The following is a 13,328-nucleotide window of genomic DNA, read 5'->3' on the forward strand; positions in this document are numbered from 1 at the left end:
AAGGACCAACTTATGCGCTATCCTATATTGATCCACCCTAATGATAAATTAAAAATACCTGCTCAGCCAATCGACGTGATCACGGACGAAACGATTGCTTTGTTAGACAACTTATATGAGACGATGATTGCGAATGACGGAATAGGGATTGCTGCTCCTCAAGTAGGACAAAACAAAAGAATCGCTGTGATCGAAGTAGATGAAGGCGAAAAATTCGAACTGATAAACCCAGAAATCATTGAAGCAAAAGGTGAAAGCATGGACGTAGAAGGCTGTCTCAGTATCCCGCATGTCTATGGAACAGTTAAGCGAGCAGATGAAGTGACTGTACGCTATTATGACTGCGATGGAGAAGAGATAGAAGTGACAGCTTTCGGCTATTTAGCCCGTGCCTTCCAGCATGAAATCGATCACTTAGACGGTATTCTGTTCATTGAGAAAATGGTACAGCAGATCCCGGAAGAAGAACTTGAAGAATATATGGAGGAACATCTTGATGACTAAGTTAGTATTTATGGGCACACCTGCTTTTTCTGTGCCAATTCTTGAAGGGCTGATAGAATCAGGCTACGAGATCCAGGCAGTAGTCACACAGCCCGACCGTCCAGTTGGGCGGAAACGAGTAATTACGCCGACACCGGTAAAAGAAGCTGCTCTAAAGCACGGTATCCGTGTGTTGCAACCAGAGAAAATCTCCGGTTCGCCAGAAATGGAAGAAATCATTGAATTGGCACCTGATTTGATCGTCACTGCGGCGTTTGGCCAGTTCTTGCCTGAAAAGTTATTGCAAGTGCCAAAATTAGGGGCAATCAATGTCCATGCTTCTTTACTTCCTAAATATCGGGGAGGTGCGCCTGTTCATTATGCCATCATGAATGGGGAGGAAGAAACTGGTGTAACGATCATGGAAATGATCAAAAAAATGGATGCAGGCGGAATCTATGCGCAAGAAAGCATGCCAATCACTAAACAAGATGATGTGGGGACGATGTTTGAAAAGCTCAGCCTTTTAGGAAGAAAGCTATTATTAGAAACATTGCCTAATATTTTGAATGGACAAAAACCAGTCCCTCAAGACGAGTCAAAAGCCACTTTTTCGCCAAACATCACACGTGAACAAGAAGCGGTCGATTGGCATAAAACTGCAGAAGAAATCGACAACCAAGTACGCGGGATGCGTCCTTGGCCGATTGCATTCACGACCTATGAAGGTACACGCTGGAAATTATTATCGGTTGAAGTACTGGCAGAAAGTACAGACGAAGCACCAGGCACGATCATCCGAAAAGACAAAAAAAATCTATGGATTGCTTGCGGCAAACAGACCGTATTAGCCATCAATGAATTACAGCCAGCTGGTAAAGGAAAACAAGCCGTACACGATTTTCTTAACGGAAGCGGTCAGCAAGTTCAGATTGGTCAGCAGGTGAAATAATGAAAAAAATCCCTAAAAAAATGAAAAAATCTGTACGATATATGGCATTACTGACATTAGAGCGAGTGAACAAGGGCGGCGCCTACTCGAATCTTTTGCTGAATGAGATGATCAAACAAAGCGAGCTAAATCAAAAAGACGTGGGTCTATTTACAGAATTGATCTACGGTACGATTAGCCATCAGCGACTATTGGAATTTTACGTTGCATCATTGATCGCTAAAGCAAAAAAAGTGGATGACTGGGTCAAGACGCTTCTGTATCTTTCTGTATATCAATTAGAATTTTTAGATAAAGTCCCTGCACATGCTATTTTAAACGAGGCGGTCGAAATCGCGAAAGTAAAAGGAAATCCTGGAACAGGAAAATTTGTAAATGGTGTTTTGAGGAATTATCAGCGTCAAGGAGCACCAGATCTGCAAGGCATTGCTGATCCTATCGAAAGACTTTCTGTCAAAATCAGCCTGCCTCTATGGATGACGAAACGGTTGGTGGATCAAATCGGTTACGAAGAAACTGAAAAGCTCGGTTTATCGCTATATCAGCCTAGCCATGCTAGTGCCCGAGTAGATACACGCCGACTTTCCAGAGATCAGGCCATCACTGTTTTGCAAGAAGAAGAGATCTCAGCTGAAAAAAGCCAAGTCAGTCCATACGGTATAGTAGCGAAAAAAGGGCATTTAGCTTCTAGCTCATTGTTCCACGATGGCGTCATGACGATCCAAGATGAAAGTTCGATGCTTGTAGCGCCGTCTATGCAAATCGAGCCTGAACATCATGTCTTAGATGCCTGTGCAGCACCCGGAGGTAAGACGACACATATTGCTTCTTTTTTGGATCCTTCATGCGGTGGGGAAGTGATTGCTTTAGATGTACATGAACACAAAGTCAAACTCATTGAAGAAAATGCAACACGTCTGGGTGTCTCTTCTGCTGTTTACGCTCAAAAGATGGATGCTAGAGAAGTCAGCAAGCAGTTTGAACCAGAGCAGTTCGATCGGATTTTAGTAGACGCGCCTTGTTCAGGTCTCGGGCTCCTTCGGCGAAAACCAGATATCCGTTATAAAAAACAGCCGGATGAATTAGCGAATTTACCAAAAATCCAATTGGAAATTTTAGAAAGCTGCGCACCAGCTTTAAAGTCTTCCGGTATTCTGACTTATAGTACTTGTACGATCTTAAAAGAAGAAAACCAAGACGTTGTTTCTGCTTTCTTGGAAAGACACCCTGATTTTGAGAGGATTGATGTTTTGACCAATCCTATGCTACAATCATCAATCGTAGAGAAAATGTTGACTTTGTATCCGCATCAGTTTTACACAGATGGATTTTTCATTTGTTGTTTGCGCAAAAAGTAATGAGGTGAAAAAATGCAGATTGAATATCAATCAGATGTAGGAAGACGACGTAACACCAATCAAGACTATGCCAGTGTATTTACTAGCCGTTCAGGTCTCAAGCTTGCTGTATTAGCAGATGGGATGGGTGGGCACCGTGCTGGAGACATTGCTAGTCAAATGGCGGTAACAAATCTAGGCGAAGCTTGGGAAGAACAAGAAGCTGCCGACGATGAAAAAATCGCCCAGTGGTTCATTCAATCGATTCAAGAGGAAAATATGCTGATTTATCAGCGAGGACAAGAACAGCCGGAATATAACGGTATGGGAACAACAATCGTAGCGGCAGCTCTGTCAGATGACTGGTTCACGATTGCGAATGTTGGCGACAGCAGAGCGTATTTGATTCGCGAAGATAAAATCATGCAATTGACAGAGGATCATTCTTTAGTTAACGAACTAGTCAAATCAGGGGAAATCAGCGAAGAAATGGCAGTGAACCATCCAAGAAAGAATATTTTAACACGTTCTGTCGGCATGCCAGGAACAGTCGAAGTAGATGTTTCTACTCATCTTTGGCAGCTAAAAGATCGCTTGCTGTTATGTTCAGATGGCTTGACGAATATGCTATCTGAAGAAGAAATAGGAACGATCATTAATCAAGAAGGCCCGTTATCCCATAAAGTAACTGAGCTGATTGATCGTGCCAATGAAGCAGGCGGAGCGGATAATATCACCGTTCTTCTTATCGAATATAAGGAGGACTGTGTATGATCGAGTTGGGAAAAAAATTAAATGGCCGTTATCAAATCACGGGGAATATCGGTAGTGGTGGGATGGCTAATGTATTTTTGGCGCACGATTTGATCTTGGATCGAGATGTAGCAGTCAAAGTCTTACGATTCGACTTTCAAAATGATCAAACCGCGATTCGACGATTTCAGCGAGAAGCTTTAGCAGCAACAGAACTCGTTCATCCAAATATTGTCAGTGTTTACGATGTTGGTGAAGAAGACAATATGCAGTATCTAGTGATGGAATACGTCAAAGGAATGGACTTGAAACGATATATCCAAACACATTATCCTGTTCCTTATGAAACAGCAGTAAATATTATGCAGCAGATTCTTTCTGCTATTTCTTTAGCTCATAACCATCAAATCATCCACCGAGATTTGAAACCCCAAAACGTATTGATCGATAACGAAGGTGTAGTAAAAATCACGGATTTCGGGATTGCTATTGCTTTATCTGAAACATCGATCACACAGACGAATACGATGTTGGGATCTGTTCATTACCTATCTCCTGAGCAAGCAAGAGGGAGTATGGCAACGAAGCAGTCAGATATTTATGCTTTAGGGATCATTCTTTATGAGATGCTGACAGGTAGCGTGCCGTTTGACGGCGAATCTGCTGTGACGATTGCTTTAAAACATTTCCAAGATGATCTTCCATCCATAAAGGCACTTGATCCAAATGTACCGCAAGCACTGGAAAATGTGATTTTACGGGCGACGGCTAAAGAACCTGCAGACCGTTACAAGTCAGCCGAAGAAATGTCTGATGATCTTTCTACAGTATTATCACCAGCTCGTGCAAACGAAGAAAAATGGCAACCTCATGCGATGGATAACGAAACAAAAGTTATCACACCGCTTGCAGCAGATACACCAATGCCGGATTCATTCAAATCTATGCCTCTGCCAAAAGACGAACCGAGAAACGAAACATTGCCGGAAGAGGAAGAAGATCTGCCTGACCCTAAAAAGAAAGGACAGAAAAAATGGTGGCTGATCCTGTTAGCTGTCCTCGCTGTTTTAGGAATCGGAACAGCTGTATTCTTTGCTTCTGGCGGACGAGGAGAAGTTGTTGTTCCTGATGTTTCTGATCTTTCTGAAGCTTCTGCCAGAGAAACACTCGCAAAAGCGAAATTAGAAGTAGCAACAAAAACAGAAGAAATTGCAGATGACAAAATCGAAGAAGGCAATGTGGTGAAGACAGACCCTGCAGCGGGAACCACAGTCAAGCAAAAACGCGAAGTCACTCTTTATATCAGCAGTGGCACGAAAAAAATCAAATTAGATGATTACAGTGGTAAAAGTTATGAAGATGCTGAAGCAAGTTTGAAAGAATTAGGATTTTCTGCTGATTTGATTCAAAAAGAAGAGGAATTCAGTTCAGAGGTAGAAAGCGGAATGATCATTTCGCAATCTCCATCAGAAGATACAGAAGTCGATCCTAAAACAGACACGATTACTTTCACAGTCAGCAAAGGACCAGAAACAGTGACTTTGAGTAGTCATGTAGGAGAAAACTACGAAACTGTCCGTAATTGGCTTGTTACACAAGGATTCAATATCAATAACATTAGTGCTACTTATGACTATAGCGACACTGTGCCATCGGGTTCGATCATTAGTCAGGATCCAGCCTCAGGTGAAGTTGTAGCAGAAGAAACTTACATCAGTTTTGTCGTAAGCCAAGGAACAGAACCTAAACTGAATGACATCTCCGGCTATACAAAAAGCGAAGCACAAAGTTATTTGGCTAGTATTGGTGCAGAATATATCGGTCATGAGACTTCTGAATATTCAAGTACGGTGGATAAGGACAAAGTAATCCGTACAGTGCCAGGGGCAGGTACGACGATTACCAAAGGAATGGTTGTAAACGTGATTTACTCTAAAGGATCAGACCCAGTGTCTTCTAGTTCTGAGAAAGATTCTTCAGACAGTTCTAGCAGCTCAAGTAGCTCTAGCAGTACGAGTAGCTCTTCCAAAGAAGAATCTTCCAGCACTGCAAGTTCATCAGATAGTACCTCAGAAAGCTCAAAGTAAGTTTTTAATAAAATAGAACAAAGAGGTTGTGACAGAAGTGATCAGCTTCAAGAAATAAGAAGGAATTTACGAAAATTGATTCTCAAATTTTTGTGAAATTTCGGCTTATTTTTCGAAGAAGCTACTTCTGGAACACCGTTTACTCGGAAAAAGGGACTGTGTCACAGTTCCTTTTTTTGTGTTTTCTATCCCTTTTGATTAGTTTTCAAGCCTTTTACTTTGAGAAGTTTGCGTGGAACGACACCTACTTTCCTTTTCATATGGTAAAATAAACAAAAACGGAGGTGGCACTTATCAAAGGACAAATCAGAAAAGCAATCAGCGGTTTTTACTATGTATACGCAGACGGAGAGACCTATCAAACAAGAGGAAGAGGGAATTTCCGGAATCGGAAAATCACGCCGCTTGTCGGAGATCAGGTAATCTTTGAGAGTGAAAATCAAACAGACGGCTATCTTCTGGAAATTTTGCCGAGAAAAAATCAATTAGTTCGCCCGCCAGTCACAAATGTTGATCTTGGAATCATTGTCACAAGTATCGTGGAACCTGCATTTTCTTATAATCTGCTTGACCGCTTTCTAGTTACCTTGGAATATGAATCAATCGAACCGCTCATTTTTTTGACGAAGACCGACTTGTCAGACGACCCGAAAAAAATCGAAGAAATCAAACAAACCTATACTAAGATAGGCTACCCAGTGATTGTACCCAATCATGCGGGTGACACGACAGAATTGATTCGTTACTTTCCAGAACGGCTATCGGTCTTCATGGGACAGTCTGGAGCAGGAAAATCAACACTACTGAATCAAATATCTCCAGAACTGAATTTAGCAACAGGAGAGATTTCTGATGCACTTGGAAGAGGGCGGCATACAACACGGCATGTGGAGCTACTCCCTATCTATGATGGATTAGTAGCAGACACACCAGGATTCAGCTCGATTGACTTTTTGACTATCGAAGCAGGAGAATTGCCAAGACAATTTCCGGAATTTGTGGAAGCTTCTGCCCATTGCAAATTTAGAGAGTGCATGCATGCCAAAGAACCTGGCTGTGAAGTGAAACAAAGAGTAGAAACAGGTGATATCGCACAGACACGTTACGATAATTATTTGCAATTCTTACAAGAAATCGAGAAAAGAAAACCCATGTATACGAAAAAAGAAGGTAAACGAAAATAGGAGGAACCAAGAATGAAAATAGCACCATCCATTTTGAGCGCAGATTTTGCCAATTTACAAAGAGATATTGAGTTAGTAGAAAAAGGAGGCGCAGATTACATCCACGTAGATGTCATGGATGGCCAATTTGTCCCAAATATCACGTTAGGGCCAAATATTGTTCAGGCAATCCGACCTGTCACTAAATTACCGCTAGACGTTCATCTGATGATCGTTGATCCGGAAAATTACATTCCAGCATTTGCGAAAGCTGGAGCAGATATCATTACTGTCCATGTAGAAGCAACTCCTCATATCCATCGGGCACTCCAAATGACAAAAAGCTTAGGTGTCAAAGCTGGATTAGTTATTAATCCAGGGACACCAGTCTCCATGATCAAACATGTTTTGCCTTTGGCTGATCAAGTGCTAGTCATGACTGTCAATCCGGGGTTTGGCGGACAAAGCTTTATTGAAGAAACGGTAGAAAAAATCGCAGAACTCGCTGATCTACGTAAAGAGAACAATTGGTCTTATGCAATCGAAGTAGATGGAGGAATCGTTCCAGAAACAGCAAAAGTCTGTAAAGATGCAGGGGCGGATGTCTTTGTTGCAGGATCATATATCTATGGAGCCGAAAATCCAGTCGGACAAATCGAACGGTTAAAAGAGGCATTAGATTAAATGAAAATTTTATTAGCTGCTGGAGGTAATCCGGAAAACTGGCCGCAGCCTTTACTGACCAAATACGATGCCTATGTCGGAATAGATCGTGGTGCGCTGTATCTGCTTCAAGCAGGCTACCCAGTAGATCTGGCAGTAGGTGATTTTGATTCATTGTTGAACGAAGAGCAGGAGGAAGTATTTGCAAAAGCCAAAGAGTATGCCCGTTCACCCGCAGAAAAAGACGATACAGATACACAATTGGGGATCTTAAAGACATTTGAACGTTATCCGCAAGCTGAAGTCACTTTGATCGGCGCCACAGGCGGAAGATTGGATCATCTTTTAGCCAATCTCTGGTTAGGTCTGGAACCTCGCTTCAAACCGTTTGCCCATCAGCTTATTATTAGAGATCGTCAAAATTATTTGGCTTATTATTTGCCTGGAAAGCATATAGTAAGACAGGTTCCAAGTATGAAGTATCTAGCTTATTGCTGTTTGACGCCCGTCTCGGATCTTACATTGAAAGGCAGTAAGTATGTATTGGAAAATAAAGCAGTTGAATACCCGACATCTTATGCAAGTAACGAGTTTCTTTCAGATACCGCTGAATTTTCTTTTTCAGATGGTATGATTGCAGTTATTCAAAGCAAAGACTGACCAATGAACAAAAGGAAAAATTTTGTCTTTCAGGCTAAAAATGACAGAATCTATTATTTACTAAAAAAAAGCTTAAGAGGAGCAACTTGCCTTTTGTTTCCCGGCATTTAGTGATAAAATTGAACACAAGAGTCTAATTAATTCGAGGTGTCTTTGTGAAGAAGTTCAATCCTAATAAAAATATTATTATTACCTTGGTTATTGTTATCATCGTGGTGACGATACTAAGTGTGACCGCTGCACAGCGAGCGAATGAAGGAAAGCCTAATTTCTTCCAATCCATCGTTAATGACAGTGTTGCAATGGTTGATAAAACAATTTCTGCCCCAGTACGGTGGGTGAGAAACGGAGTAGATTCTGTCCATAGTCTTTTTTCAACTTATGCCGAAAATGAGCGGCTAAAAGAAAAAATCGATAGTTATGATGACGTTGCACAGCAAAACAAGAATTACGAGAGAGAAATCGAATCTTTGAAAAAAGAACTTGATTTGAACCAAACGCTGACGAGTTACGAAAAAGTAACGGCAAATGTCATTACTCGTTCACCAGATAGTTGGCAGGACATGCTGATCGTAGACAAGGGTTCTAAAGACGGTATCGAAGCAAATATGGCAGTCATGTCGCAAAAAGGATTGATTGGCCGAGTGATCGAAGTCAATACAGCTTCGTCTAAAATCGAATTACTGTCATCCTCTAACGAAAGCTCCAATCATTTTCCAGTACGGGTATCTTCGGCTAATGGCGAAGCATTCGGTTTGCTTAAAAACTATGATGAAAAACTCCATGCATTAGTGGTGACCCAATTGACTGGTGATACGGATATCAAAGAAGGGGATGTTGTTCAGACATCCGGTCTTGGAGGAAATTCTCCAGCTAACTTGCCGATCGGTACGGTTATCAAAACGAAACCAGACAGTTATGGTCTGGATCGGGAAGTGTATGTGAAACCTTATGCAGAAATGTATGATGTGTCAGTTGTGACGATTGTCCAACGGCTAGCGGAGGATTAGTCCATGTTGAAAAAAGAAACAATGAAGTACTATCTGCCAATCGTTCTTTTCTTTTTGATGTTGCTAGATGGCCATTTAACAAGAATGCTAGGAGAGTGGTCGAAAGGCAGTTATATGTCAAATGCCCACTTTCTGATCTTGGCATTGTTATGTTGTAGTATGGCATTTGAAAAACGCTATTTGCTAATCACCACGATTGTTCTCGGTGCAGTCTATGATGCTTACTATATCGGTGTTATCGGTATCTATGCAGTAGCTCTCCCTTTAATCGTATGGTTGATGTACGTAATGAAAGATGTCATCCACGTCAACATCTTTACTGAATTTTTCAGTATGATTATCTTTGTCACGGGTTATGAACTGTTTACGATGGTGGTCCAATTGATTTTTAAACTAGCAGTAGTAAATAACACGTATTTTATTACAAGGTTCTTAGGGCCTACACTACTGTTGAACATGATTATTTTTGTATTATTCATTTTTCCATTTAAGAAATTATTCAGTGATGAATAATTTCTTTTTTTGTTTTTCGTCTGAAAGTAAAAAAGAATTATTGTTATCTTAAAAAAAGCCCGTCTTAGCATGCCTTTTTCATGATCATTTTCTGAAACGAACAGTTTTGTCATTTTTAGAGGTTGTTTTGAAACATTTTTGTAACATAACTATTATATCGCTGACATACTGCTATGGTACAATTTTTATATCGTTAAGAAAGACTTAAATATATTTAGATATTTATTAAATTAAGCCAGTCGGAGGAATGAAGAGTGAAAAAGAGTTTAATATCAGCAGTAATGGTATGTTCAATGACCTTGACTGCCGTAGCATCACCGATCGCTGCCGCGGCGGACGATTTTGATTCTCAGATACAACAACAAGATCAAAAGATTGCAGACTTGAAAAACCAACAAGCAGATGCACAATCACAAATCGATGCCCTAGAAAGCCAAGTTTCTGAAATCAACACACAAGCACAAGATCTATTAGCAAAACAAGACACATTGCGTCAAGAATCTGCACAATTAGTAAAAGATATTGCAGATTTACAAGAACGTATTGAAAAACGTGAAGATACAATCCAAAAACAAGCACGTGAAGCACAAGTAAGCAATACAAGCTCAAACTATATTGATGCTGTATTGAATGCTGATTCATTAGCAGATGCTATCGGACGCGTTCAAGCAATGACAACGATGGTAAAAGCAAACAACGACTTGATGGAACAACAAAAACAAGATAAAAAAGCTGTAGAAGACAAAAAAGCTGAAAACGATGCTAAACTAAAAGAATTAGCTGAAAACCAAGCTGCTTTGGAATCTCAAAAGGGCGATCTTTTATCTAAACAAGCTGATTTGAACGTACTGAAAACTTCATTAGCTGCTGAACAAGCAACTGCTGAAGACAAGAAAGCTGACTTGAACCGCCAAAAAGCAGAAGCTGAAGCAGAACAAGCACGCATTCGTGAACAACAACGTCTAGCAGAACAAGCACGTCAACAAGCAGCACAAGAAAAAGCTGAAAAAGAAGCACGCGAACAAGCAGAAGCTGAAGCACAAGCTACTCAAGCTTCATCAACTGCACAAAGCTCAGCATCAGAAGAATCATCAGCTGCTCAATCTTCAACGACTGAAGAATCATCATCAGCTGCTCAATCTTCAACAACAGAAGAATCAACAACAGCGCCTGAATCTTCAACAACAGAAGAATCAACAACAGCGCCTGAATCTTCAACAACAGAAGAATCAACAACAGTGCCTGAATCTTCAACAACAGAAGAGTCAACAACTGTACCAGAATCTTCAACAACAGAAGAGTCAACAACTGTACCTGAAACTTCAACAGAAGAATCAACAACACCTGCGCCTACAACACCATCAACAGATCAAAGTGTTGATCCTGGGAACAGTACTGGTAGTAATGCAACTAATAACACAACTAATACAACACCAACACCAACGCCTTCTGGAAGTGTGAATGGTGCAGCAATCGTAGCAGAAGCTTACAAATATATTGGTACTCCATATGTTTGGGGCGGTAAAGATCCAAGTGGATTTGACTGCTCAGGATTCACACGCTATGTTTACTTGCAAGTAACTGGTCGTGACATTGGTGGTTGGACAGTTCCTCAAGAATCAGCTGGAACAAAAATCTCAGTTTCTCAAGCAAAAGCTGGAGACTTATTATTCTGGGGTTCACCAGGCGGAACTTACCACGTAGCGATTGCTTTAGGCGGAGGACAATATATCCATGCTCCTCAACCAGGCGAAAGCGTAAAAGTTGGTTCAGTTCAATGGTTTGCACCTGACTTTGCTGTCAGCATGTAAGAATGATTAATCAAAAAGAGTTAGCCCTTTTCTGGACTAACTCTTTTTTATTGAGAGAAAATAGAAATCAGATGAATTCTTCTGTCAATTCCATGAACGTTTGGATATCTTCCATCACCATATCGATACCTGCTTGCCAAAAATCTGGTTGAGTGAGATCAACATTCAAATGTTTCTTTGCAAGATCTTCCGTCGTCATTGAAGCAGTATCACGTAGTAAATGGATATATTCTTCTTCGAAATTTGCCCCTTTTTGATTAGCGTAAGCATAAATGCCTAAACTAAACAGGTAGCCAAAGGTGTATGGGAAGTTATAAAACGGTACGTCATCAATAAAGAAATGTAATTTTGCAGCCCAGAAATATGGATGATAAGTGGCTAAAGCTCCTTGGTAGCCTTCTTTTTGTGCTTCAACCATCATCTCTGTGATCTTATCTTCTGAGACTAACCCTTCTTGCCGTGCTTCATAGAATCGATTCTCAAAAATGAATCGAGAATGGATATTCATGAACATAGCTAAAGCATTTTGCAGTTTTGTATCTAGCAAATTGATTTTTTCTTCTTTTGTTTTTGCGGCTTTTAATGTAGCATCGGCTACGATCAGTTCTGCGAATGTACTTGCTGTTTCTGCGACATTCATTGCGTATTCACGATTTAAAGAAGGTAAGTCCCACATCGTGCTGCTATGGAAAGCATGACCCAATTCATGAGCAAGTGTCGCAACCTCATTAACAGAATTGCTGTAGGTCATAAAGATCCTCGATTCTTTTGTTTCTGGTAACTCAGTACAATAACCACCAGGACGTTTTCCAGGACGATCTTCTGCTTCAATCCAGCTCTTTTCAAAAGCAGATTGTGCGAATTTAGCCATTTTTGGACTGAATTTATTAAAGTTTTCGATAATAAATGTAGCTGCTTCGTCAAAACTAAAGGTTTTTTCTTTCAAATCGCCTAAAATAATAGGTGCATCTTGATCCTGCCATTCCATTTTTTCTTTACCGAAAAGATTGGCTTTTCTAGTCAAGTAATCAACAAGGGGTTGTTTGTTTTTTTGGATCGTCTCCCACATGACAGACAATGTTTCTTTTTTTAAACGGTTGTATTCTAATGGTTTTTGCAGAAAATCCGTGATGCCATGGAGTTCATAGTTAGAAAGTCTGAAACCATCTAAATGATTCAAAGTATCTGTGAAGAGGGGGGCCTTTTCTTTCCATGCTTTTTCCCATGCTGCGAAAAGTGCTTCTCTGATTTTTGGATCTCGATCGCCCATCATCTTATTGAAGGCTTGGCCAGCAGATAATTCGACTACTTGACCATCTTGTTCGAAGGGAATCGATATGCTGGCTACAATCGTATCATAATGACTGCTCCAAGCATTTAGACCATCTAATGAGAGCGTGTTGATAATGTTCTCTTCAGCTTCTGATAATAATTGTGAACCGTCACGACGGATCTCGTTTAAACGAAACGCAATTGTTTCAAACGAACCCTGGGAAAGCATCTGATTCCAATCATTGTCAGATATTTCTGCAAATTTCTTCGACAATACTGTTTCGGCTGATTGTAGACGAGGAAGTATGGCGTAAAGCTTCCCTGATAAGATCTTTGCATCTGAATCATTGACATTGGCAGAAAGCAATGCAGTAATATAGCTGTTGCATTGGGTAAAGCCGTTCGTAATCGTTTCTTGCAATTGAAGAATCGCGTTTAGCTGCTCTGCATTGTCAGAACTAGGTGACCATTTTGTTACACGTTGATAATATTCGTTCGTTTGGTCTTCCAATTGCTTCATCCGTTGGTTCAAAGCATCAGAATGACTTCCTCCGGGGAAAATAGAATCTAGATCCCAATTTAATGAATAACTCATGAAAAAACTCCCTTCATATTGTAATACAA

General features: G+C 40.6%; 12 protein-coding genes. 11 read left to right on the plus strand and 1 reads right to left on the minus strand.

All coding sequences use genetic code 11. The features are described 5' to 3' along the window. The first annotated feature begins 12 nt into the window (after positions 1-12). The 11 genes from def (at position 13) to OZZ83_RS07990 (ending at position 11,432) form a co-directional block, all read left to right on the plus strand. On the plus strand, positions 13-504 hold the full coding sequence (def, locus tag OZZ83_RS07940) for a peptide deformylase (protein WP_278023594.1): 492 nt from the start codon (positions 13-15) through the stop codon (positions 502-504). Beyond that, the gene (fmt, locus tag OZZ83_RS07945; protein WP_002310428.1) at positions 497-1,435 is read left to right on the plus strand and encodes a methionyl-tRNA formyltransferase; all 939 of its coding nucleotides are present in this window, start codon (positions 497-499) and stop codon (positions 1,433-1,435) included. Before def ends, fmt begins: the two co-directional genes overlap by 8 nt. Further along, complete coding sequence (gene rsmB, locus OZZ83_RS07950; protein WP_002314334.1) at positions 1,435-2,793, plus strand: 16S rRNA (cytosine(967)-C(5))-methyltransferase RsmB; 1,359 nt, start codon at positions 1,435-1,437, stop codon at positions 2,791-2,793. Before fmt ends, rsmB begins: the two co-directional genes overlap by 1 nt. Before the next feature lie 12 nt (positions 2,794-2,805). Beyond that, a complete protein-coding gene (locus OZZ83_RS07955) occupies positions 2,806-3,546 on the plus strand; it encodes a Stp1/IreP family PP2C-type Ser/Thr phosphatase (protein WP_002310425.1) in 741 nt (246 codons plus the stop codon). After that, a complete protein-coding gene (gene pknB / locus OZZ83_RS07960; RefSeq protein ID WP_065772548.1) occupies positions 3,543-5,612 on the plus strand; it encodes a Stk1 family PASTA domain-containing Ser/Thr kinase in 2,070 nt (689 codons plus the stop codon). Before OZZ83_RS07955 ends, pknB begins: the two co-directional genes overlap by 4 nt. 284 nt (positions 5,613-5,896) lie before the next feature. Continuing rightward, positions 5,897-6,796, plus strand: a complete 900-nt coding sequence (gene rsgA / locus OZZ83_RS07965; RefSeq protein WP_002344844.1) for a ribosome small subunit-dependent GTPase A — start codon at positions 5,897-5,899, stop codon at positions 6,794-6,796. A 12-nt stretch (positions 6,797-6,808) separates the two neighbouring features. Beyond that, positions 6,809-7,459 carry a ribulose-phosphate 3-epimerase gene (gene rpe / locus OZZ83_RS07970; protein WP_278023595.1) on the plus strand — a complete coding sequence of 217 codons (651 nt, stop codon included), beginning with the start codon at positions 6,809-6,811 and terminating at the stop codon, positions 7,457-7,459. Continuing rightward, positions 7,460-8,098 (plus strand): thiamine diphosphokinase, encoded by a 639-nt coding sequence (locus tag OZZ83_RS07975; protein WP_278023596.1) that lies wholly within the window; start codon positions 7,460-7,462, stop codon positions 8,096-8,098. Positions 8,099-8,253: 155 nt separating this feature from the next. Next, positions 8,254-9,108 carry a rod shape-determining protein MreC gene (gene mreC / locus OZZ83_RS07980; protein WP_002316855.1) on the plus strand — a complete coding sequence of 285 codons (855 nt, stop codon included), beginning with the start codon at positions 8,254-8,256 and terminating at the stop codon, positions 9,106-9,108. A 3-nt stretch (positions 9,109-9,111) separates the two neighbouring features. Further along, positions 9,112-9,621 (plus strand): rod shape-determining protein MreD, encoded by a 510-nt coding sequence (gene mreD, locus OZZ83_RS07985; RefSeq protein ID WP_002310417.1) that lies wholly within the window; start codon positions 9,112-9,114, stop codon positions 9,619-9,621. A 254-nt stretch (positions 9,622-9,875) separates the two neighbouring features. Beyond that, positions 9,876-11,432 (plus strand): C40 family peptidase, encoded by a 1,557-nt coding sequence (locus OZZ83_RS07990; RefSeq protein WP_002345658.1) that lies wholly within the window; start codon positions 9,876-9,878, stop codon positions 11,430-11,432. 67 nt (positions 11,433-11,499) lie between these two features. On the opposite strand, the gene OZZ83_RS07995 is transcribed toward OZZ83_RS07990, so the two are convergent. Continuing rightward, entirely contained in the window at positions 11,500-13,299 is a 1,800-nt protein-coding gene (locus tag OZZ83_RS07995; RefSeq protein WP_002310415.1) for a M3 family oligoendopeptidase, read from the minus strand. Between the last annotated feature and the right edge of the window lie 29 nt (positions 13,300-13,328).

Source organism: Enterococcus sp. E5-162 (assembly GCF_035725965.1).
Taxonomy (GTDB): Bacteria; Bacillota; Bacilli; order Lactobacillales; family Enterococcaceae; genus Enterococcus_B; species Enterococcus_B lactis.